Origin of the sequence: Micromonospora sp. BL1 (assembly GCF_003667485.1) — a bacterium.
GTDB classification, from domain to species: Bacteria; Actinomycetota; Actinomycetes; order Mycobacteriales; family Micromonosporaceae; genus Micromonospora; species Micromonospora tulbaghiae.
Genome location: NZ_RCVK01000228.1, coordinates 1 through 23,325, shown reverse-complemented (window position 1 = coordinate 23,325; position 23,325 = coordinate 1). Strand labels below are relative to the sequence as shown.

Below are 23,325 nucleotides of genomic sequence, written 5' to 3'. Positions count from 1 at the left end.
GTCAGCCGCGCGTGGCCGGTTCGGCCGTGCGGGCGGTGGGCGTCACCGCCTCCGGGCGTGGACGGCGCCGCCCGAACAGGCCCTGGGCGACCGCCACGCCGACGAGCACCACGAACGCGCCGACGGGCTGGTGCCAGTTCATCCGCTCGCCCAGCACCACCGCGCCGACGAGCACCGCGAACACCGGGATCAGGTACGTCACTGTGGACGCCGTACTGGCCCCGGCCAGCCGGATGTTGCGCATGTTGATCACGAAGGCGAGCCCGGTGCCGAGCGCGCCGAGCGCCAGCACGCTCGCCGCCACGCGCGGGGAGAGGCCGATCGGCGACGGCGGCGTACCGACGAACGGTGCGACCAGCGCGAGCTGCGCGGTCGCCACCAGCAGCTGGGCCGCCGACAGCGACAGGCCGGAGTACGCGCTGCCCGCGACGAACTTCTTCTGGTAGGGGATCGCCAGCCCGTAGCAGGCCGCCGCGCCGAAGCACATGAGCTGGCCGACGAAGTGGGCGCCGCCCACGCCCTCCCAGACGCCGAGCACCACGAGCACGCCGACGAAGCCCAGCCCCAGCCCGACGGCACGGCGGGCGGTCAGCCGCTCGGTGCGGAACACCAGCACCGCCAGCGGCAGCACGATCAGCGGCGTGGTGGCGTTCCAGATGCCGGCGAGCATCGACTCGACCCGCTGCTCGCCGTAGCCGAACAGCGTGAACGGCACGGCGACGCCGAACGCGGCCACCACGAGCATGTGCGCCCACACCCGCAGGTCGCGGGGCAGCCGGTCGCGCAGCACCGCGAGCACCACGAGCAGCGTCAGCGCGCCGGTGGCCACCCGGTAGAGCGTGAGGTGCACGGGGTGCAGCTCGGTCACGCCGACCTTGATGAACAGGAAGCTGGAACCCCAGATGGCGGCGAGCGCGACGAACCCGGGCAGCCAGCTCCGCACCGGCGCGCGGTCAGGAGTGATCTCGACGTTCACCCCTGACACTCTGCCGCAGAGGTACGACGAAGTCGCGCGGTATTCCGGATGCGGCGTCACGTAGGGTCGCCTGGTGGGACGAATCGATGACCTCGCCAACCGGTACGTGGCCGAGTGGGCTCCGCTGAGCCCGACCGGTGCCACCTACGTCGGCATCGCCGGCTACGACGACCAGCTCGACGACCTGTCGCCCGAGGGTTACGCCGCCCGCGCCGAACTGGCCCGTCGCACGCTCGGCGAACTCGACGTGACCGAGCCGGAGACCGAGGCGGAGCGGACCGCCAAGGAGGCCATGCAGGAACGTCTCGGCCTGGAGCTGGCCCGCCACGACGCGGGCGAGACCGGCAGCGAGGTCAACGTGATCGCGAGCGGACTGCACGAGATCCGGATGGTCTTCGACCTCATGCCGACCGACGGCGAGGAGGCCCGGGCGAACGTGGCCGCGCGGCTCAACCGCTTCGCGTCCGCGCTGGACGGCTACAAGCGCACGCTGCGCGAGGCCGCCGCGGCGGGACGGGTCAGCTCGCGGGTGCAGCTCGTCGAGGTCGCCAAGCAGTGCGACGTCTGGGTCGACCCGGAGGGCGACAACTTCTTCCACGGGATGGTCGAGCGGATCGACGCCGACGGCGCGCTCGGCGCGGAGCTGCGCAAGGGCGCCGCCGCCGCGACCGCCGCCACCGCCGAGTTCGGGCAGTTCCTGCGCACCGAGCTGGCGCCGGTGGGCCGGGAGAAGCAGGCCGCCGGGCGGGAGCGCTACGAGCTGGCCTCGCAGTACTTCCTCGGCGCGAAGGTCGACCTGGACGAGACGTACGCCTGGGGTTTCGCGGAGCTGGCCCGGCTGGAGGCCGAGATGCGGGCGGTGGCCGCGCGGATCGCCGGGCGCGGCGCCTCGGTCGACGACGCGGTACGCGCGCTCGACGCCGACCCGGCGCGGACGGTACGCGGCAAGGAGGCGTTCCGGGACTGGATGCAGGCGCTCGCAGACAGGGCGGTCACCGAGCTGAACGGCACCCACTTCGACATCCCCGAGCAGGTGCGCCGGATCGAGTGCTGCCTCGCACCGACGAGCGACGGCGCCATCTACTACACCGGCCCGAGCGAGGACTTCTCCCGGCCCGGACGGATGTGGTGGGCGGTGCCGCAGGGCATCACCGACTTCTCCACCTGGCGCGAGGTGACCACCGTCTACCACGAGGGCGTGCCGGGTCACCACCTCCAGGTCGCCCAGACCGCCGTCCGGGCCGACCTGCTCAACCGCTGGCAGCGGCTGCTGTGCTGGGTCTCCGGGCACGGCGAGGGCTGGGCGCTCTACTCGGAGCGGCTGATGGACGAGCTGGGCTACCTCGACGACCCGGGTGACCGGCTCGGCATGCTCGACGGGCAGGCGCTGCGCGCGGCCCGGGTCATCGTGGACATCGGCATGCACCTGGAGCTGGAGATCCCGAAGGACAACCCGTTCGGCTTCCACCCGGGCGAGCGGTGGACGCCGGAGCTGGGCTGGGAGTTCATGCGGGCGCACTGCCGGGTGCCGGACGAGAACCTGCGCTTCGAGCTGAACCGCTACCTGGGCTGGCCCGGGCAGGCGCCGTCGTACAAGGTGGGCGAGCGGATCTGGTTGCAGGCCCGGGAGGACGCGAAGGCCCGCAAGGGCGCCGACTTCGACCTCAAGGAGTTCCACCGCCAGGCGCTCGACCTGGGTTCGCTGGGGCTCGACCCGCTGCGCAAGGCGCTGGCCCGGATCTGAGCCGGTGCCGGGTGCCGGCGGTGAGTCCCGCCGGCACCCGCACGCGTCAGGCGCCGAGCGTCAGCCGCAGCGTCGGCCGGCCGGTGAGCGTGTTGCTGGTGACGTACGCCAGGTCGATGACCGGGTCGGTGAACGTCACCGGGATGGGCAGCGTGACCGGCAGGCCGTCCGGGAACGGCAGGTCCGGGGTCAGCGTCAGCTTGATGCCGGCGAGCTTGCCGACGAACCGGGTGCAGTAGAACGCGACGTCGTCGCGGACCGTGAGGCGGTCGGTCGCGTACCGCTGGGTGCGGCCCCGGGGACCGTCGGCGACCAGCAGGAAGTCGTCGGTCACCGCCTCCTTCATGCTGAACTTCAGCACCTTGAGCACGCCCTGCTCGGTCTGCAGGTCGGTGATCCCCTCGAACCGCAGCCCGGTCATGGTCACCTTGGAGCCGGTGAGCTTCGACGGCTGCTGGCCCACCTTCGGCAGGCTCGGGTCGGCGGCGATACGCGGCAGCGGCTTGCCCGGTTCCACCTTGCCGGGCTTCGCCGGTTCCTCCTTGCCCGGCTTGCCCGGCGCCGGGCAGTCGGTCGGGGCGGGACGGGTCGTCGGCTTGCTCGTCGGGGCCGCCGACCCGCTCGCGGTCGGTGTGGGCGAGGGCGTCGCGCTCTTGTCGCTGCCGCCCTTGAACAGGTCGCCGATCCCGTCGAAGAAGTCGGTGATGATGTTGCCTTCCCGCGTCGGGCTCGCGCTCGGCGTCGGGGTGGGCGTCGCGGAGGGTGCGCTCGCGCCGGACGACGGCGTGGCGGGCTTCGACGGGCAGGCGCTCGCGGCGGGCTTGCTCGGGGCGGCCTGCACCGCCTGCGGCTGTACGGCCAGGCCGGCGGCGGCGAGGCCGAGCACCACGAGGACGATGCCGAAGGTACGCGGGTCCGCCGAACGTCCCGCCCACTCCGGCGGGCCGCCGTCGGATCCGGCCGCCTGCCCGTTCGCCGACTGCCGAGGGACCGGCCGCTCCCCGCCCGGCCGCTCGGCAGTCGGCTGCTCGACGGCCGGCCGGACGCCGACCGGCACCTCGACGGTCGGCCGCTCGTCAGCGGTCTGCGCGTCCACAGGCTGTGCGTCCACGGGCCGCGCGTCGACGGGCTTTGCGTCCACGGCGGTCTCGGGCTCGTCGTCCACAGTGGTGCCGGACTCGTCGGTGTCGCGCCCGGCCTCGGCCGCTTCGGCACCGGCGGGACCGGCCGGCGGGGTCGGCACCCAGGCGAACGCGAGCGCGCTGCCCACGATGCCGAGCAGCAGGCCGAGGAAGAAGCCGCCGAGGTTGAGCCCGATCAGGGAGTAGACGGCGGTGATCGCCGCGACGATCGAGTAGAAAAGCCGCTGCGCCGGACTGAGCCAGAGCAGCACCCCGCAGGTCACCAGGATGCCCGGGATCAGCAGGGAGAGCAGGCCGGTGGCGCCGCTGCTGAAGCTCAGGCCGTTGAGGGTCAACCGGGTGGAGGCGAGCATCTCCACCCCGGCCAGGATGATGAACAGGCCGCCCCAGAACGGCCGGGTCCGCTGCCAGCGGCGGAAGGTCCGCCAAGCCCGGGCCGCGGTGCCGAGCCGGGCGTGGGACGGTTCGACGGTTGTCACGTACTCCTCCTGGCGGAGCGGGGACGGGGACGGTGGGGCGGGCCCGCGGTGGTCGGCCACCGCGGGCCGTGCTCAGCTCAGAAGCACTCCTTGCCCTTGGCGTCGTCGCCCACGTTGACCTTGAGCCGGAGCCCGACCAGGTTGAACGTCGAGGAAGTGGTGTAGCGGGACACCTGCTTCAGATCACGGATGGTCACCCGGTCGGAGTTCTGGCCGAACGAGCCCCGCTGCGCCGTCGGGTTGAGGTCGCTGGCGTCGCGGCCGATCTGGATGTTGGTGAAGGTGGCGTTGCCCTCGAGCGAGTCCATCGCGATGACGAGGTCCTTGGCCCGGGCGGGGTCCTTGCCCTCACCGGCGTTGATGGTGAGCACCACCGGCAGGCCGGGCAGGTCGGCGCGGACGGACTGGCAGAGCTTGTACAGCTCGGCGCTGCTGATCTCGGCCATCGCGACCGGGCGCGTGGCGCCGGCCTTGCCGTCCTCGCCCTTCTCGCGGACGATGCCGCCGTACTGCTTGAAGCCCTCGCCCTCCAGGCGCTCGGCGCCGATCTTGAACGTCTGCCCGGACACGGTGATGTCGGAGGCGATGGCGCCGGTCGACATGCCGAACAGGATGGCACCGGCGGCGGCCGTGGTGGGCACGATCATGGCGGCGAACCGCCGCCACCGGGTACGACCCTGGTTGTCGAGCCGATTCTGCACGGAGTTCCTCCTCGAACGAATGTGCGCGGCGGCCGGTTGCGAACCGGCGGCCCGCGCCGGGCCCGTCCTTCTGTTACCGACGGGTAACGATCGAGCCTGATCGTGCACCCGATGCGGTGTGGCTCACAACCCCCTGATTACCCGGCGGTAACACCGGGGGGATACGGGCAGGTGACCGGGCGTCACGAAATCCCAGGCCACGGCGGGAGATGAGGGCGAAATGTCGCGCCAAACCGGGCATCGATGGCGATGAGCGCGACGGAAAGTTACCGGATATCTCGCCGTTACAATCGAGTAACGAATGTAAAGTACGGTCGCCCGCATGGGAGACCTGCACGACGGAGGGGTGGACCGCACCGCGGCCCACCCCTCCGTCGTGCTTCCGGCGTACCGGTCAGCGGCGTTCCACCTCACCGGCGCCCGAGCGCTGGGCCGGCACCGACGGATCGTCGGACCGCCAGTTCGTCGACGCCGGCGGGATCTCGTCGTCGAGCGGACCACCGACGGGCTCCTGGTCGACGCGGGTGGGCGTCGGGTCGGAGGTCGGCGCGTCCGCGCGATGCCGGGCGTTGCCGTCGCCCTTGGGCCGGGTCACCAGCCACACGCCCGCGATCAGGGCGATCAGGCCCAGCACACCGGCGATGATCGGGCCCCAGACACTGATCATGCCGATCTTGAAACGGTTGTCCTTCACCGTCTCGACGCTGCGGCTGATCGTGTCGTCGTTGTAGTTGAAGTCCGCGTCCAGCAGCACGGTCGGGGCGCCGGTGTCCGGACGCAGCTCCTTGTACTGCTGCTCGCGCACCTTGATGTAGGCGCCGGTCACCGGGTCGACCCAGAGCGTACGGGTGTTGCTGTAGACGACCTGACCGCTGGTCGCGGTCGGCGCGAACTTGCCCAGCAGCGTCTTGACGCTGTCCGCCGGGGTGTTCAGCGGCTCGTTCTCGATCCGCTGCTCGAAGCGGTACGTCTCGACGCCCTTGATCTTCTCGGTGCCGGTGAACCGCGCCGGGAAGGTCTTCTTCAGGTCGCGGTCGAACACCTGGTAGTCACGCTTGCCGGTGCCGAACGGGAACTTGTAGATCTGGCCGGAGTAGCGCACGTTGCCGACCGGGGTCTGCTCCGCGCCGGACTCGTTGAGCCACTGCTCGTCCCACGGCGCCGCCGCGCCGGAGATCCGGTAGAGCGCCAGCTCGGTGCTGTACTGGCTGATCACATCCTGGTTGTCGCTGCGCTTGACCGTCTGGAAGACGTTCCAGATGACCGCGTCGCCCTTCAGCTCCTTGGGCACGCGGTCCTTGGTGTCCTCCGGCTGCGGGATGACCTCGATGCTGGACACGAGATCGGCCTGCGGCACCTCGATGCTCACCGCGCCGGCTTCGGACTTGATCTGTAGGAACTTCGCGCCCTTCGCCTCTGCGACGGACGTCGTTGGTTCCAGGTCATAGGGCAGCTTGGTCACGGCGGGGGCCACGTAGAACGGCAGCCCGGCCGCGAAGACCAGCAACAAGACACCTAGCCCGAAGAGCGCGGCGCCCACGCGAAGCTTCACTCATCCTCCTGTAACCTGCCGCCCTACGGTCTGTCGTCCGGGGCACCCGATCCTTAGCATTGGCGGGAGGTTACTCCCCAGTCACCTGCAAAAGCGACCCCCTGGATGTCCAGATGTCCACAGCCACCACGCCAACAGTCCCGGAGCCATCGGTAACGGGCCGTCTTCCCGCCCTCGACGCGCTGCGAGCGATCGGCGCGGTGGCGGTCGTCGGTCACCACGTCGGCTTCCAGACCGCCGTCACCATGAACACCACGTGGGGCGGCTGGTTGGCGCGCCTGGACGTGGGCGTGGCGATCTTCTTCGTGCTGTCCGGCTTCCTGCTGTTCCGGCCGTGGGCGCTCAGCGTCGCGACCGGACGGCCGCGGCCCCGCACCAAGCGGTACTTCTGGCGCCGGGCGCTGCGGATCCTGCCCGCGTACTGGCTGGCGGTGGTGGTCTGTTTCGTCGTCCTGCCCGGCAACCACCCGGTGTCGGCAGGTGACTGGCTGCGCCACCTCACGCTCACCCAGATCTACGAGGCCGGGCAGCTCGGGCACGGGCTCAGCCAGACCTGGAGCCTCGCCACCGAGGTCGTCTTCTACCTGCTCCTGCCGCTGCTCGCCGTGCTCGCCGTGGGCCGGACCTGGCGTCCCGTCCGCACCGTGCTGCTCGCCTCCTCCGGGGCGCTGCTGACGCTCGCGTGGGTCGCCATGATGGGCGCCGGCTGGCTCGACGGCGCGCTGCACACGATGTGGTTCCCCTCGTACGGCGCCTGGTTCGGCGGTGGCATGGCGCTGGCCGCGGCGCACGTGGCCCTGCGTACCGGCACCGCGCCGGCCGCCTTCCGCGTGCTCGACGACCTCGCCTCGGCGCCGCTCGCCTGCTGGGCGGCAGCGGTCGCGGTGATGGCGATCGCGACGACGCCGATCGCCGGCCCGCGCGACCTGACCAGCCCGACCGCCACCGAGTTCGGCATCAAGCTGGCGCTCTACCTCCTGATCGCCGTCCTGATCACGATCCCGGTGGCGTTCGGCGGGCGGACCCGGGCGAAGGAGGCCTTCAGCAGCGGGTGGGCACGGTGGATGGGGCACGTGTCGTACGGCCTGTTCCTGTGGCACCCGCTGGTCATCGAGCTGATCTACCTGCTCGAGGACCGGCCGCTGTTCACCGGCCAGTTCGTCGACGTCTTCGCCCTGACCATGGTCTTCGGCCTGGCGTACGCCGCGGTCAGCTACTACGGCGTCGAGCGCCCGCTCCAGACGCTCGGCACGCAGAGCCGCCGCCGGCCGCCCGGGCGCGGACCGGCATCGGGGACGTCCGCCGTCCCGGCCACCACACCGGACGTCGCGGCACCCGCCTAGCTGTCACGTACCGCTCACCTTCAGTGACCCGGTGACGGCCGGCGGCCCGACGCCGCCGGTCGGGGCATTGCCGGGCGCAGGCCCAGCCCTTAATGTGACGCGCACCGCTAAATTACTTGAGAGTAGGGTTCGCGTGGAGCGTCGCTTCGGCATGCCCGGACACGTGCTGTTCCTCAACTGGCGAGACACTCGCAACCCCGAGGGCGGCGGTTCCGAGGTGTACGTGGAACGGATCGCCGCCGAGCTGGTGGCGCGCGGATTCCGCGCCACCCTGTTCTGCGCGGCGCACCGCGAGGCCCCCGCCGACGAGGTCAACGACGAGGGCATCCGGTTCGTCCGGCGCGGTGGCCGGCACACCGTCTACCTCTGGGCCGCGCTCTGCTACCTGGCCGGGGCGTTCGGCCTCGGCCCGCTCGCCGCGCGCCGGGGCGGCCGGCCGGACATCCTCGTCGACGTCTGCAACGGCCTGCCGTTCCTCTCCCCGCTCTGGGCCCGCCGCCCGGTGGTCAAGCTGATCCACCACGTGCACCGCGAGCAGTGGCCGGTGGTCCTGCCGCAGTGGGCCGCCCGGTTCGGCTGGTGGGTCGAGTCGTCGCTGGCGGTACGCGTCTACCGGCGGTGCCGGTACGTCACCGTGTCCGAGGCGACCCGGCGCGAACTGTCCACCCTCGGCGTACCGCCGGAGCAGGTCTCGGTGGTCTACAACGGCACGCCGGAGCTGCCCCGCACCGACGTCGAACGCGCCCCGTTCCCGCTGCTCGTGACGCTCAACCGCCTGGTGCCGCACAAGCGGGTGGAGGTGGCGCTGCGCGCTGTCGCGGCGCTCGCCGACGAGCTGCCCCAGCTCCGGCTGGTGGTCGCCGGGCAGGGCTGGTGGGAGTCGCACCTGCGCGAGGTCGCCGACGAGCTGGACATCACCGACCGGGTGGACTTCCGGGGCTTCGTGACGGAGGAGGAGAAGGCCGCGCTGCTCGCCTCGGCCTGGGTCGCCCTGACGCCGTCGCTCAAGGAGGGCTGGGGGCTGACGATCGTGGAGGCCGGCGCGGCGGGTACGCCGACAGTGGCGTTCCGGGAGGCGGGCGGCGTCGCGGAGGCGGTGGTCGACGGGCGTACCGGCCTGCTGGCCGACGACATCGACGACTACCTGGCGAAGGTGCGCGCGCTGCTGCACGACGACGAGATGCGTCAGGAGATGGGCGCTCAGGCCCGGCGGCACGCGGCGAACTTCACCTGGCCGGTGGCGGGGGAACGCTTCGCGACCCTGCTGGAGACTGCGGACTCGCCCCGCCCGGTCCAGCGGCGGGGCGACCCGTCCTACCTGTTGCCGTAGACCTCGGGGGCGTACGGGTCCTGCTTCCCGGCCCGCTTGGCCGCCTCCGTGGCGTTACGCGCCTCGGTCGCGGCCTCCTCGGCCGTGGCGGTCGCGGCGGCCGAGAGCCCGCCGAGGGCCAGGACCCCGAGCAACGCCGCCACCAGGCCGGACACGACAAGGGTCAAAGCTCTACGCATGCCATTCCTCCGATGGTGAGACGTGCGAGCGGACGTTACCACGCAGTAGCTCGCCGGCGTAGGGTCGAAAAGGCGGCAGCCATGACCGCCAGAACGGCAGTTCCGCACGCGAGCACGACCAGCCAGCGGCTCGCTCCGGCCCGCGGCGGCGGACCCGAGGCGGCCGGGTTCCGGTAGAGGCTCAGCGACTCCCCCTCGTACCGGAGGTCGAGACCGGCCAGGACGGCCGGGTCCACTGTGCTCGGCGTACCGTGCTGCACCACCACCCAGCCCACGCCGGTGGCCGAGACCGGCCGCCCCTCGGCGAGCACCCGGCGCACCTCGCGCAGGCGCGGATTCTCCCCGGCCACCGCGACGTCGTCGACCACGAGCGTGTCGTCGGTGAGCACGGTTCCCGGCAGATAGCGGGGCGCCGGGTCCAGCACCACCCGGCCCCGGTTCCACGAATAGGCCCGGTAGGTGGTCAGCGGCAGGGCGAGGATCTCACCGGGGTCGTCGGGCAGGCGCTCGGCGACCGCCCGCCAGTCCGCCGGGTAGCGCACCGGGCTGATCCGGCCGGCCCCGCCGAACGCCAGGTCGGGCATCACGGCCACCGGCAGGAGCAGCAGCCCGGCCAGCACGATCCCGGCGACCTCGCGGTCGATCCGGGCCACCAGCCGTTCGGCGCCCAGCGCCGCGCACACCACCAGCACGAGGGCGTACGGCGCGAGGAACTTCTGCCCGTCGCGGAGCAGTCCCGCCCCCGGCACGTGCGCCACCGCCCAGCTCAGCGCCGTGTTTCCGCCGGGCAGCACGGCGAGGGCGGCCAGCAGGTACGCGCCGCCGGCCAGCACGCCCAGCCGTACCGCCGCGCCCGCCGGCAGCCGCCGCCGCAACAGGCCGGCACCGACAGCGGCCAGCACCACGAGGACCAGTGTCGCCAGCGGGGCCAGCGTGGCGGACCGGCTGGCCGGGGTGGCCTGCACGTTCCAGATGCCGCCGGTGCCCGCGAGCGCCACCAGCGGGCCCGCCCAGTTCTCGGCGCGCGCCGCGAACGCCGCCACGCCCGCCGGGTCGGACGTGCCGCCCGCGCCGGTGACCAGGGCCGCCACGATCCACGGGGCGTTGAGCAGCGCGACACCGCCCACCGCGACCGCGGACAGCCGCAGCCGGGCCCGGTCCGCAGCCAGCACCAGCACCGTCGCCAGCGCGATCAGGCCACCGGTCGGGGTGATCGCGGCGGGCGCGGCGAACAGCACCACCCGGGCGAGCGCGCCGTCGCGGCCCGCCCGCAGGTCCAGCGCCGCCCGCACCAGCCAGGGCAGTGCGGCGTACGCCAGCAGCAGCCCCCACTGCCCGATCAGCAACCGCTCGGCCAGGTACGGCGTCCACGCGTACGCCACCGCGGCGACCAGCCGCACCGCACGTCGCTCGGTCGGCACCAGCCGTCCGGTGCCCACGGCGGCGAACAGGACCGCCCCGGCCAGCGCCACCCGCTGCACCACCCAGCCCGGCACGAGCTGGGTCACCAGCGAGACCAGCGCGTCCATCGGCACCGCCCGGGGCAGGCTCTGCGCCGGGGCGACCAGATCCCAGCTCAGCGGCTGCCGGGGAACGAACACCATGTCGTACCGCAGCGCGTAGCCCGGCGCCGCGAGCGGAGCCAGGATCAACGCGGTGACGACCACCGCCACGAGGTACAGCGGCAGCGACTCCCGCCACCGCCGTACCGCGGGGCCGCCGCCCTCGGCGGGACGTCCGGTCATTACGGCTTCGGCACCGCCCGGCCGATGGTGACCAGGTTGGTGCACAACCGGACGCCGGGCGTGTTCACGGTCAGTTCGACGGCTGACCCGGCACCCTCCAGCATGAAGAACACGTCGTTCAGGCCGCTCTTCAGCGTGATCTCGCGGGTGGCGTCGCCGAGCTTGAACACCGCCGTCGAGTCACCGGAGCTGACGTAGCCGAAGTGCACCACGTACGGCCACTCCACCAGGTAGCCGTCCATCGGGATGCGGACGGTCCGGCCGCCCTCGGCCAGGTGCCCGCAGCCCTCCACGGTGCCGGGCGCGACCTTGCGCCCCTCGACCACGACCGGCCGGATCCGGCCGTTCTCGTCGAACGTCGACGGCTTCTCGCTCATCGTCACGAACGTCGGCCGCCGCTGGGCCGGACGGAAGAAGTGGGACTGGAGGTTGTCCGGCCAGAAGTACCCGGCCACGACCCGGTCCGGGACGGTCGTGTCGAAGAAGACGGTGCCGGGCGGCGCGGCGGCCAACTCGGCCTGCGTCGTGGCCAGGTAGTCCCGCCCGTGCTTGGTGCTCCAGTTGTCGCCGAACCGCGCGGTGCTCCACAGCGTGCCCACCCCGATGGTGGCCAGCAGCACGACCATCGAGACCAGGCCGACCGCGAACGCGCCCGGCTCCCGCAGCACGGTCGGCAGCGGCCACGCGGAGACGTCGTCCTCGTCGCTGTCCTTCATCCCGAGCAGCGCCACCCCGACGCAGATCGCGGCCACCAGCACCACGTCCGCGACGTACCGGGGGACGACGCCGACCAGCGGCCCCAACGGTCCGCCGAGCCGGGTCACCGCGAACAGCGCCGCGACCAGGCCGAGGTAGCAGGCGAGCAGCAGCCAGGCCCGCCCGGCGGTCGGCCGCCGCCGCACGGTGACCACGATCAGCGCCGCGAGCACCGCCCAGGACAGCCACTTCGCGATGTCGTACGGGTCGGACAGCGGCGGCCCGTCACCGGCGTACGTCCAGCGCCACGGCCCGCCGAGCAGGCCCGGCACCACCGTGTCCCCGATCAGGTCGCCCAGGAAGGTGAAGACCTGCCCGACCGAGGTGGGCTCGTCCAGCCCCCGGGCCGGGCGGGTCAGGTAGTACGCCAGGTAAGCCCCGGACAGCACGGTGAGCATCAGCCACGCCGGCCAGAACCGCACGACGGCGGTCACCAGGCTGCGCCACGCGCGGCCCTTGGTGAACAGGAACGCGGTCAGCAGGAACAGCAGCGGCACGATCAGCAGCGCCTTGGTGTCGAAGAGCAGGCCGAACACCAGCCAGAACGCGACCAGGACGAGGTGCCGCCTCCGGCCGGTGCGCACGTACCGGACCTGGGCCGCCACGGCGAGGACCAGGGCGAGTTGCGGCGGCAGCACCAGCAGGCCGACCAGCCACAGCGACGACACCTCGAGCGTCAGCGGGCTGAACAGGAACAGGCTCAGCGGGACGAGCAGCCCCCAGCCGGGCCGCAGCAGGTCACGGAGCAGCCGGTAGAGGGCGATCCCCACCGCCGCCTGCCCGGCCGCCAGCAGCAGGATCCACGGCCAGCCGGCGAAACCGGCCGCCCGGACCATCAGCCAGGCGACCGCCAGCCCGCCCGGCATGAGGTGGTTGTTGAACGTGCCCAGCAGGTAGTCCGGGTCCAGCCGGGTGTCGAGCACCTGCGCGGCGATGACGAACTCGTCCTGCGAGAACCAGCCACGGGCGGCCAGCCCGGCGCGCGACGCGACGGACACGATGATGAGCGCGATCGCGACCGCGCGCACGCGGTCGGCGGCTATCCAGCGACCGAGCGGTCCGGGTCCGTCGTCCTCCGCGCCGACGGCTGCCGGATGCGTCTCGGCCGCTGCTTGTGGCATTGACATGGTCGGCAGCCTGCCACACGCTTACACGCCGTGGGGACGGCCGTTCTCCTGATAACGCCCCGCAGCGCCCCCAGGTCGCCGCTGCGCGTCCGGTCCGGATAACGTCGCGCGACACGCGTCATGTTGCAGGTGCGCGTACGGCCGGCGAGACAGGAGCCGAAAATGCGTGCGGACGGGACGACAACGTCGCCGACGGGGACGGACCTCCCCGCCCGGGAGACCGGCCGGGCCCGGCAGACGGCGCGACGGTTCCGGCACCTGACGATCTGTCTCGCGCTCACCGCACTCGCCTTCCAGCAGGCGCCCGGGCAGGTCGTCCCGGACACCAAGGTCGACCTGAACGTCAATCCGGCCGGGTGGCTGCTGCGCTCGCTGCACCTCTGGGACCCCACCGGCACGTTCGGCCAGCTCCAGAACCAGGCGTACGGGTATCTCTGGCCGATGGGTCCGTTCTTCCTGCTCGGGACGGAACTGGGCATCGCGCCGTGGATCGTCCAGCGGCTGTGGTGGGCGCTGCTGTTCTGCGTCGCGTACCTCGGTGTGGTGCGGCTGGCGGGCCGGCTCGGCATCGGCAGCCCCGCCGGCCGGATGATCGCCGGCGTCGCGTTCGCGCTGTCCCCGCGCATCCTGACCCAGCTCGGCTGGTCGTCGGTGGAGTCCTGGCCCAGCGCCGTCGCGCCGTGGGTGCTCATCCCGCTCGTCGGACTCGCCCGGGGCGCGCGGCTGCGCCGCGCGGTCGCCGGGTCGGCTATCGCCGTCGCCTGCGCGGGCGGCGTCAACGCCACAGCCGTCGCCGCCGTGGTGCCGCTCGCCCTGCTCTGGCTCGCCACGCTCCGGCCGCTGCGCCGCCGCGTCACCGCCCTCGCGGCCTGGTGCGGCGCGGTCGCCCTGGCCACCGCGTGGTGGCTGATCCCGCTGCTGGTCCTCGGCCGGTACAGCCCGCCGTTCCTGGACTACATCGAGACCGCCCGCAACACCACGAGCGTCACCGACGCGGTGACGACGCTGCGCGGCGCCTCCTACTGGGTCGCCTACCTGGCGTCCCCGTTCGGCGCGACCATCCCGGCCGGCGCGCGGCTGGCCAACGACACGCTGCTCGTCGTGGCCACCCTGGCGGTCGCCGCGCTCGGCGTGCTTGGCCTGTCCCGGCGGGGGATGCCGCACCGGCGGTTCCTCATCACCGGCCTGCTGCTCGGCGTCGCGCTCGTCGGGCTCGGGCACACCGGCGACCTGCCCAACATCCTCGCCGGGCCGCAGCAGCAGTTCCTCGACGGCATCGGCGCCCCGCTGCGCAACGTGCACAAGTTCGACGTGCTGCTCCGCCTGCCGCTGGCGCTCGGCCTGGCGCACCTGGTCAGCCTCGCCGTACGCGCCGCCCGGACCGCACCCGGGCAGCGTCGCGGCCGCGCCACGGCCCGGGCCTGGCTCACCGCCGGCACCGCGATGGTGGCGGTCGCGGGCGTCGCCTCACCGGCGCTCGCCGGTGGCCTCGCCACCCCGGGCGCGGTCAAGGACGTGCCGGGCTACTGGCACGAGGCCACCGACTGGCTGGACGCGAACACCGGGCGCGGGCGCGTGCTCGTCGTCCCCGGCGCGCGCTTCCCCGCGTACGACTGGGGCAGCACCACCGACGAGATCGCCCAGCCGCTGCTGGACAGCCGGTGGGCGGTCCGCAACGCCATCCCGTTCACCCCGCCCGCCACGATCCGGCTGCTCGACGCGATCGAGTCGACGCTCGCCACCGGCGCCGGCTCGGCCGGCCTGGCCGACCTGCTCGCCCGCTCCGGGATCAGCCACGTCCTGTTCCGCGCCGACCTCGACCACGGCCGCTCGGACACGGCCCGCCCGGCGGTCGTCCGGCAGGCGCTGGAACGCTCGCCCGGGCTGACCCGCGTCGTGTCCTTCGGCCCGGTACGCGGCGGCTCCGACTCCCCGGACGAGTTCCGCGACCAGGGCCTCGACGTGCCCGGACGCGCACTTGAGGTGTACCGGGTGGACCGGCCCGTCCAGCCGGTGGTCGCGTACGACCGCGACGACGTGACCACAGTCGTCGGCGGTCCCGAGTCGCTGCTCGACCTGGCCGCCTCGGGCCAGCTCGGCGCCGCGCCCACGGTCCTGGCCGGCGACGCGAAGGCCGGCGAGACCACCGGGCCGGTCGTGCTGACCGACGGGCTGCGCCGGCGCGACGTCTCGTTCGGCCGGCTGCGCGACAACTCCTCCCAGACGCTCACCGCCGACGACACCTTCGCGGTGACCGCGCCCGCGCACGACTACCTGCCCGACTGGGGGCCGGAGTGGTCGACCGTCGCCCGCTTCGAGGGCATCAGCGGCATCCGCGCCTCGACCGCCCGCTCCCAGATCGACGCCACCGGCGGTGCCCGGCCGGAATACCAGCCGTACGCGGCGATGGACGGCGACACCGCCACGTCCTGGCGCTCGGCGCCGCACTCACGCAGCGACAGGCAGTGGATCGAGGTGAACCTGGCGAACCCGACCCGGGTCACCCGGGTCGAGGTGTGGTTCGACCTGAAGGCCGACGCCCTGCCCACCACGGTCACCGTGACCGCCGGGTACGAGAGCCGCACCGTCGAGCAGTTCGGCGACCACATGGTCTTCGAGCTCCAGGGCGTCCACGCCACCCGCAAGGTCGAGGTCTCCGTCGACGCCGCGTTCGACCTGCGCCCGTTCGGCGACAAGTCGGTCGGCATCAGCGAGATCAAGATCCCCGGCGTCGAGACCGGCCGGACGCTCCAGTTGCCCGCCGCCCCCGCCACCGACCAGCCGGCCGGCGTCGTCGTGTCGGCGGCGCCGTCCACGCCCGCCTGCTTCATCGTCGACGGCCGCCCGCGCTGCTCCACCGACGCGATCCGCGGCTCGGAGGACGCCTCCACCATCGACCGCACCTTCACGCTGCCGGTGGCCGGGACGTACGACGCGAGGATGTGGGCGCGGCCGACGCCCGGCCCGGAGCTGAACGCCGCCCTGGACAAGCTGGTCGCCGACGCCCAGCCGTTGCGCCTCGCGCCGCAGGTCACCGCGTCCTCGACGGCGGTGCCCGACCCGGCCGGCCGGCCCGGCGCGGTCCTCGACGGCGACCCGGCCACGAGCTGGTCACCGGCGCTGAACGACGAGGCGCCGATCCTGCGCCTCACCTGGCTCGAACCGCAGGTCATCAGCCGGATCCGGTTCACCGTCGAGGACGGGACCGCCGCCACCCGGCTCGGCAGCGTCCGGGTGGTCGGCAACGACGGGTTCCGCAGCAACCTGCTCACCAACGACGGCGTGCTCACGCTCGACCCGCCGATGCGGACCGACTCGATCACCATCCAGTTCCTCGACAAGCCGTCCGCCACCAGCATCGACCCGTACGGCCTGCGCCTGCCCGAGCCGCTGCCCGTCGCGGTCGGCGAGGTGACGGTGCTGCCCCTCGGGACCACTGTCGCGCCCCGCCCGGAGACGCCGCTGAAGCTGGCCTGCGGATCGGGCCCGACGCTTCAGGTCGGCTCGTCCCGGATCACCACCACGCTCACCGGCACCGTGCGCGACCTGCTGGAGATGCGCGAGATGCCGGTCACCGCCTGTGGCCGCAACACGCCGAAGCAGCTCGACCTGGGCAGCGGCGAGCACCGCGTCGTCACCACGGCGAGCACGCTCGCCACCGCCACCCGGGTCGCGCTGGCGCCACGTACCGCCACGCCCGCCGCGGCGGCCACCGCCGGCGACATCCAGGTGGGTTCCTGGTCGGCCACCGAGCGGCGGGTACGGGTGTCCGAGCACCCAGTCGACCGGGTGCTCGCGGTCCGGGAGAACACCAACAGCGGCTGGCAGGCGACCATCGGCGGGAAGACGCTCACGCCGCTCGTGGTGGACGGCTGGCAGCAGGGCTGGATCCTTCCCGCCGGTGTCTCCGGGGACGTGGTGCTGCGCTTCACGCCGGACACCCCGTACCGGATGGGTCTGCTGCTCGGCGGCGTCCTGCTGGCGGTGGTGGTCCTGCTCGCGGTGCTGCCGGACCGCCGACCGGCCGGGGATCGCGCGGTCGTCGCCGTACCGGCGGCCCGACGACGGCTCACCCGCTCGCTGCCGCTGCTCGCAGTCGGCGCCGCCGCGCTCGTGCTCCACAGCGGTCTGCTCGGCGCCCTGCTGGTCGCGGCGGGCTTCATGCTCGCCGTACCCGGGCCGCGCCGCCTGCCCTGGACCGGTGACCCCCGGCGGGTCAGGAGGATCGCCCGAGCGGCCGAGACGTGGCTTCCCGGCGCGCTCGTGGCGCTGGCCGGGTGGGTCTACCTGGAATCGGCCGACCAGCACACCGACGCGCTGCCGCAGCTCCTGACGGTCGCCGCCCTGGGCGCGCTCTGGCTCCCCACGACCGCCCGCCGACGGCCCGTGCGCCGGATCAGGCCGACCTCGGCGGCGGCCCCGGCCGTGCCGGCCCTCCGGGCGCCGGAGCCGGCCGGGCAGCCGACGCCCGTCCCCGCCCTCGCCGCCGCTGCCGTCGCCGCTCCGGCCACAGTCGCCGTTCCTGCCGCCGCACCCATCGGTCCGGGTCCGGTTGCGGGCCTGGGACCGGACCACGGGACCGGGCCGGGCGGGAGCCGCGACGCCGGTCCGGGACCGGGCCGGGACGCGGACCGTGAGGCCGAGCCGGGCGCACGCGACGTCGAGCCGGGCGCGGACCGAGGCCCGGACCACGACGCCGAGCCGGGTCCGGACCTGGACGGTCGCGCCGTGCCGGGTCCCGACGGGCGGCCTGGCCCGGACGACGGCCCGGGCCCGGACGCCGTCCCGGGCGCGGACGACGGCCCGGGCGCGGACGGCGTGCCGGGCGCGGACGGCGTGCCGGGCGCGGACGGCGTGCCGGGCTCGGACGGCGTGCCGGGCTCGGACGGCGTGCCGGGCTCGGAGGGCGGCCCCGGCTCGGACGGCGGCCCGGTGTCCCGCGTCTCGGAGATCACGTGAGCGAGGGCCGGCCGGGCCCCGAGCCGGAGGCGGCGGACGGCCGGAGAACCGGGCTGGGCGCGGCGGGCGTCGCGGTCACGCTCGCCGGTGTCCTGGTCAACGGCCTGGCCTACCTGGTGCCGGTGCTCGCCGCCCGGAAGCTCGACGCGGACGACCTCGGCGCGCTCGCCACCGCCCTCGGCCTGGTGGCCATCGCCGGTGTGCCGGGGCTCGGCCTGCAACTGGCGGTCGCCGTGCACCACGCCCGGCACGGCCCGTCCGACACCCGCCGGCTCACCGTGCTGACCGCCGCCGTGTGCGCGGGGGCGCTGCTGGTGGCGACGCCGGTGCTGGTCGCCGCGCTGGACCTGCCGGCGGTGGCGCCCGCGCTGCTGGCGGTCACCACCGCCTCGGTGGTGCTCTCGTCGCGCTCGCTCGGCGAGTTGCAGGGCGGTCAGCGTTTCCTGCGGCTCGCCACCGCGATGGCGCTGCTGGCCGCCGCCCGCTACGGCGGGGTGATCGTGGGGCTGCTGCTCGGCGCGGGCCTGACCGGCGCGCTGGGGATCGGTGCGCTCACCGCCGCGCTGGCGCCCCCGGCGCTGGCCTGGCTCACCGGTACGCCCCGGCGTCCGTCGACCGCCCCGCGCCTGACCGTCGCCCAGGTGACCGCCGGATGCGGGGCGACGCTGGCGATGCTCGTCGTCTCCTACGCCGACCTGCTCCTGGCCCGGCAACTGCTGCCACCGTCGGGCTCCGGGGCGTACTCGGTGGGGACCGTCCTGACCAAGGGCGCGCTCTGGGCGCCGCAGGTCGCCGCCGTCCTCGCCCTGCCGCGCCTGGCCCGCGGGGACCGCCGCAGCCGCACCGTCGCGCTCGCGGTGACGGGTGCGTGCGGTCTGGTCCTGGTCGGCGCGTCGGCGGTCGCGGGCGGGTTGGCCTTCCGGCTCGTCGGCGGACCCGACTACACGGCGCTCGGCCGGTACGCGCCGCTGTTCGCCGCCGTCGGCGCGCTCTATGCGGTGACGTTCGTGCTGCTCAACGACCGGCTCGCCGGGGGCGTCAGGTGGGCGGCGGCACCGCTGTGGCTGGGCACCGCGGCGCTGGTGACGGTCGCCGCGATCGTGCGCCCGCGTACCGTCGGCGGTCTCGTCGCCGCGGCCCTCGCGACGGCCGTGGTCACGACACTGCTGATGGCCGTGCCGGCGCGTCGGCGGACAGCCAGTCACCCAGCAACAGGTGATCGATCGAGTCCACCCGGCCCAGCGACCGGCCGGACGCGATCCGCTCCCGCAGCTCCGCCCGCGTGAACCAGCGCGCGTCCAGCAGCTCCACGCCGTCGACGCGGACCTCCTCGGAGGCGGCGACGGCCCGGAAACCCACCATCAGGCCGGCGGGGAACGGCCACGCCTGCGACCCCTGGTAGGTCACGTCGGTGACGGTCACGCCCGCCTCCTCCTGAAGCTCCCGGCGGACCGCGTCCTCCAGGCTCTCGCCGACCTCGACGAAACCGGCGAGCGTCGACCAGGATCCCTCGGCCGCGCCCGCGTGCCGGGCCAGCAGGCAGCGCCCCGGCGGGCCGGGCGCCTCGACGAGCACGATGACGGCCGGCTCGATCCGGGGGAACAGCAGCCGCCCGCACTCCGCGCCGGCGCAGGCCCGGACGTGCCCGCCACCACCGGCCACCGCCGCCGCGCCGCACGCGCCGCAGTAGCGCTGCTGCCGGTGCCACAACAGCAACCCCCGGGCGTACGCCTGCACGGCCGCCCCGGCCGGGTCGAGCCGGCCGGCCAGCGCCCGCAGGTCGAGAGCCTTCGTCGCGGAGGCCGCCTCCACGGCGGCCCGCTCGCCCAGCGCGGAGAGATCCACGGCGAACACCGCCGCGTCGCCGTCGACCCCGAGGAAGACGGTCTCGCCCGCGGCGGCCCGGACGGCCGACGCACGCTCCCCGGTGAGCCGGACCGGACCGTCCCCGTCGACGAGGCAGCGGCCCCGCCACAGCGGCAGCACCACGCTCGCCGGATCGGTCAGCCGTTCGGCCAGCCAGTCCGCGTCGGCGCGCCGCTCCGCAGCCCGGTCCAGCCATCCGCCGCCGTACGCCGGCACCCGATCCTGTGTCCGCACCAGCTCACCGTGTCACGATCCACGCCCCGGCACGGCCCCGAAACGGGTGATCGGTGCGACACCGGCGGTCTGCCGACACGACCGCCGGACCGGACACTCCCGGCGGGCCCGAGCGTTGGTTACCGTAGGTGTCTCCCGCGGGGGAAGCGGTCCCCGCGTGTACTTCCGATCGAGGTTGCAGTGACGATGTACGGCGAGAAGATGCCGGCTGCCGACGACCGGCCCACCATCAAGGTGGCGGCGGTGAGCTGGCCCGGCGTCGAGATGGAGCCGGTCGCCACACCACCGGAGGGCGGCGGCAAGCCGGCACGCTCGCGACGGGCCCGGCTGCTGCTGGCCGGCGGGATCGTCGCGGCCGTGCTCGCCGGCGGCGTCGGCCTGGGTGCCTACGCGTACGCCGGTGACGTGCCCCGCGGCACCACGGTGCTCGGCACCGAGCTGGGCGGGCGGAGCAAGGCCGAAGCGGCCCAGGCGCTCCGCGCCGAGCTGGAACGCCGGGCCGACACGTTGAACACCCCGCTCGCGGTCACAGTCGGTGGGAACAAGGCCGAGCTGAAGCCGTCCGACGTGGGGCTCGCCATCGACGTGGAGGCGACTGTGGCGGCGGCCGCCGAGGCGGACGCGCACGCGGTGAGCCGACTCGTCGGCTCCCGGTCGGTCGAGCCGGTGGTCACCGTCGACCAGGCCAAGCTGGGGGCGGCCCTGCGCAAGGTGATGGGCGCGCAGGGGCGTGAGATGACCATGCCGGCGATCATCTGGACCGGGACCACACCGAAGCCCGTCTACCCGAAGCCGGCGCTGACGATCGACACCGACGGCGCCGCCGCCGTGGTCAAGGCCGGCTGGCTGGCCGCCGAGCCGGTCACCGTGCCGCTCGTCGAGAAGTGGCCGGCCACCACCCGCGAGGAGGTGGACCGGATCATCGCCGAACTGGCCCGGCCCGCGGTGGCCGCACCGGTCACGCTCACCACCGACGGAGGCTCGGTCACCGTCCCGCCCGCCGCCATCGCCCGGTCGTTGCGCTTCTCCGCCGACGACGCCGGCACGCTCACCCCGAAGGTCGACGTCAAGCGGCTGCGTACCGCGCTCGGCGACAAGCTGACCAAGCTCGAGGTCGAGCCGCGGGACGCCGGGCTGACCATCAGCGGCGGCAAGCCGAAGGTGCTGCCCAGCAAGGCCGGGCGCCAGGTCGACGCCGCCGCGCTCGGCCCGGCCCTGCTCGCGGTGCTGCCGAAGACCGAGGGCCGTACGGTGACCGCCGAGCTGAAGCCGGCCGCCCCCGAGCTGACCGAGGCGGAGCTGGCGAAGCTCGGCATCAAGGAGCGGGTGTCGACGTTCACCACCCACTTCACCGGTGGCCTTTCGTCGCCGCGCAGCCAGAACATCGTCCGGGCGGCGAAGGACGTGGACGGCGCGCTGGTGAAGCCCGGCGAGACGTTCTCGCTCAACGGGCACACCGGCGAACGCGGCTACGACCAGGGCTACAAGGACGCCCCGACGATCGTCGGCGGCAAGCTGGTGCCGGGCGTCGGCGGTGGCGTCTCGCAGTTCACCACCACGCTGTTCAACGCCACCTACTACGCCGGGCTGGAGGACGTCGAGCACAAGCCGCACTCGTTCTACTTCAGCCGCTACCCGGCGGTGATCGAGTCGACCATCTACTGGCCGCAGCTCGACTTCAAGTTCCGCAACAACACGCCCTACGGCGTACTGATCGACACGTCGTACACGTCCAGCTCGATCACCGTGTCGATCTGGAGCACCAAGATCTACGACAGCGTGAAGACCGAGTACGGCCCGCGCCGCAACATCACCCAGCCGAAGACGGTCTACCTGACGCCGGGGCCGACCTGCATCGCCGCTGCCGGCGCAGTCGGGTTCGCCCAGGACGCGTACCGGGTCATCAAGAAGGACGGCAAGGTGTTCAAGCGGGAGAAGTTCAGCTGGCGCTACGACGCCGAGCCGCGCTTCATCTGCGCCCCGAAGCCGGGCGGCGACGACTGATCCACCGAACGCGAGAAGGCCCCGCCGGAGATCCGGCGGGGCCTTTCCCATGCTTGTCACGGCCGTGCCGCGGCCAGCCCTTCGCGTACGCCGTCGGCGTCCCGATCGGTGCCGTAGACGGGCGTGTCCGGCTGCTGCCGCCAGCTCTCGTCCAGGGTTCCCGCGTCGACCGGGTCGAAGCCCAGCTCGTCCACCAGGCCCATGACGGTCCGCTTGGCGTCCGCGTCGTCGGCGGCCACCGGCAGCGCGATCCGGCCGGAGGTGCCCGCCGGCTTGCCCTCGTCCATCAGGTGCGCGGCCTGGATGTTGTTGAAGACCTTCACCACCCGCGCGCCCTTGAGGTGGTCAGCGGTCCAGCGGCTGGAGCTGAGGCTGCGGTCCAGCAGCTCGGGGATGTCGCCGTCCCGCTGGGGGTAGTAGTTGTTGGCGTCGACCACGAGCTTGCCGTCGAAGAGCGCCGCCGGGAGCTGCGGCACCGCCTTCAGCGGGATCGCGATGACCACCAGCTCGGCGCCCTGGACGGCGTCCTCCACCGACACGGCCCGGGCGCCGGTCTCGGCAGCCAGGTCGGCCAGGCTCTCCGGCCCGCGGGAGTTGGCCACCGCGACGTCGTGACCGAGTGAACGCAGACGACGGGTGAGGGTGCCCCCGATGTGCCCCGACCCGATGATTCCGATCTCCATGCCCACTCCTGTACCCCGTGCGGTCGGACCCGATCACGGTCCCGGCGTACGACACGTCACGTTTCGTACCGCCGAGCCGGCGGGCGAGCGTGCGTCGACGGTCCCGGCTCGACGGTACGAGACCGAGGCGGCTCGTCGTGGTGTTTTCCGGGGGGAACGCAATTGGGGAAGTGGCGGGCCCGTTCGCCAGTTCGGGGAAGTGGTGGGCCGACCCGCCAGCTCGGCGAAGTGGCTAGGTCCGGGGTACTTCGTTGCCGCCACTTCGGGGAAATGGTGGGCCGGCCAATCGCTCACACGCACCCAGGGCCGGCTTTGTGGTCGGTCTGGCGGGGGCGGACGCAATTCAGGGCCACCCCCGTGTGGGGGTGGCCCTGAATTGGAAGATTGTCCGGCGGTGTCCTACTCTCCCACACCCTCCCGAGTGCAGTACCATCGGCGCTGGAGGGCTTAGCTTCCGGGTTCGGAATGTTGCCGGGCGTTTCCCCTCCGCCATGACCGCCGTAAC

General features: G+C 73.4%; 13 protein-coding genes, 1 rRNA gene and 2 pseudogenes. 6 read left to right on the top strand and 10 right to left on the bottom strand.

Annotated features, from left to right (window positions below; genetic code table 11):
* Window position 1: 1 nt before the first annotated feature.
* A complete protein-coding gene (locus EAD96_RS14005) occupies window positions 2-976 on the bottom strand; it encodes a DMT family transporter (RefSeq protein WP_199733161.1) in 975 nt (324 codons plus the stop codon).
* A gap of 73 nt (window positions 977-1,049) precedes the next feature.
* Between EAD96_RS14005 and EAD96_RS14000 the strand changes: the two genes are divergently transcribed.
* Entirely contained in the window at window positions 1,050-2,720 is a 1,671-nt protein-coding gene (locus EAD96_RS14000) for a DUF885 domain-containing protein (protein ID WP_121684566.1), read from the top strand.
* 46 nt (window positions 2,721-2,766) lie between these two features.
* Here EAD96_RS14000 and EAD96_RS13995 read toward each other — a convergent pair whose 3' ends face one another.
* The 3 genes from EAD96_RS13995 to EAD96_RS13985 form a co-directional block, all read right to left on the bottom strand.
* On the bottom strand, window positions 2,767-4,341 hold the full coding sequence (locus tag EAD96_RS13995; protein ID WP_121684577.1) for a DUF6114 domain-containing protein: 1,575 nt from the start codon (window positions 4,339-4,341) through the stop codon (window positions 2,767-2,769).
* A gap of 77 nt (window positions 4,342-4,418) precedes the next feature.
* Window positions 4,419-5,042, bottom strand: coding sequence for a DUF6230 family protein (locus tag EAD96_RS13990; protein WP_120572660.1), 624 nt, complete (start codon window positions 5,040-5,042; stop codon window positions 4,419-4,421).
* 394 nt (window positions 5,043-5,436) lie between these two features.
* A complete protein-coding gene (locus EAD96_RS13985) occupies window positions 5,437-6,594 on the bottom strand; it encodes a DUF3068 domain-containing protein (protein WP_120572659.1) in 1,158 nt (385 codons plus the stop codon).
* Between the two features lie 113 nt (window positions 6,595-6,707).
* On the opposite strand from EAD96_RS13985, the gene EAD96_RS13980 reads away from it, so the two are divergent.
* A complete protein-coding gene (locus EAD96_RS13980; protein ID WP_121684565.1) occupies window positions 6,708-7,937 on the top strand; it encodes an acyltransferase in 1,230 nt (409 codons plus the stop codon).
* Between the two features lie 151 nt (window positions 7,938-8,088).
* Complete coding sequence (locus tag EAD96_RS13975; protein WP_121684564.1) at window positions 8,089-9,267, top strand: glycosyltransferase family 4 protein; 1,179 nt, start codon at window positions 8,089-8,091, stop codon at window positions 9,265-9,267.
* Here EAD96_RS13975 and EAD96_RS13970 read toward each other — a convergent pair.
* The 3 genes from EAD96_RS13970 to EAD96_RS13960 are packed head-to-tail and all read right to left on the bottom strand — an operon-like array spanning window position 9,252 to window position 13,074.
* Window positions 9,252-9,446 carry a hypothetical protein gene (locus tag EAD96_RS13970; protein WP_091425994.1) on the bottom strand — a complete coding sequence of 65 codons (195 nt, stop codon included), beginning with the start codon at window positions 9,444-9,446 and terminating at the stop codon, window positions 9,252-9,254. The genes EAD96_RS13975 and EAD96_RS13970 overlap by 16 nt on opposite strands.
* Before the next feature lie 35 nt (window positions 9,447-9,481).
* Window positions 9,482-11,191: a hypothetical protein gene (locus EAD96_RS13965; RefSeq protein WP_121684563.1), complete on the bottom strand. Its 1,710-nt coding sequence runs from the start codon at window positions 11,189-11,191 to the stop codon at window positions 9,482-9,484.
* Window positions 11,191-13,074, bottom strand: coding sequence for a hypothetical protein (locus tag EAD96_RS13960; protein ID WP_121684562.1), 1,884 nt, complete (start codon window positions 13,072-13,074; stop codon window positions 11,191-11,193). Before EAD96_RS13960 ends, EAD96_RS13965 begins: the two co-directional genes overlap by 1 nt.
* 162 nt (window positions 13,075-13,236) lie before the next feature.
* On the opposite strand from EAD96_RS13960, the pseudogene EAD96_RS13955 reads away from it, so the two are divergent.
* Together EAD96_RS13955 and EAD96_RS31530 are read left to right on the top strand one after the other, a co-directional pair.
* Window positions 13,237-17,442, top strand: a pseudogene (locus EAD96_RS13955) (alpha-(1->3)-arabinofuranosyltransferase); the annotation flags it as partial.
* A 587-nt stretch (window positions 17,443-18,029) separates the two neighbouring features.
* Window positions 18,030-19,319: a lipopolysaccharide biosynthesis protein gene (locus EAD96_RS31530; protein ID WP_233585751.1), complete on the top strand. Its 1,290-nt coding sequence runs from the start codon at window positions 18,030-18,032 to the stop codon at window positions 19,317-19,319.
* Here the strand turns inward: EAD96_RS31530 and nudC are convergent.
* Window positions 19,219-20,133, bottom strand: a pseudogene (gene nudC / locus EAD96_RS13945) (NAD(+) diphosphatase); the annotation flags it as partial. The gene EAD96_RS31530 and the pseudogene nudC sit on opposite strands and share 101 nt — an antisense overlap.
* Before the next feature lie 186 nt (window positions 20,134-20,319).
* Between nudC and EAD96_RS13940 the strand changes: the two are divergent.
* Entirely contained in the window at window positions 20,320-22,137 is a 1,818-nt protein-coding gene (locus EAD96_RS13940) for a VanW family protein (protein WP_199733162.1), read from the top strand.
* 56 nt (window positions 22,138-22,193) lie between these two features.
* Here EAD96_RS13940 and EAD96_RS13935 read toward each other — a convergent pair whose 3' ends face one another.
* Window positions 22,194-22,820 carry an NADPH-dependent F420 reductase gene (locus tag EAD96_RS13935; RefSeq protein ID WP_121684559.1) on the bottom strand — a complete coding sequence of 209 codons (627 nt, stop codon included), beginning with the start codon at window positions 22,818-22,820 and terminating at the stop codon, window positions 22,194-22,196.
* A 386-nt stretch (window positions 22,821-23,206) separates the two neighbouring features.
* Window positions 23,207-23,323, bottom strand: a 5S ribosomal RNA gene (gene rrf / locus EAD96_RS13930).
* Window positions 23,324-23,325: the final 2 nt, after the last annotated feature.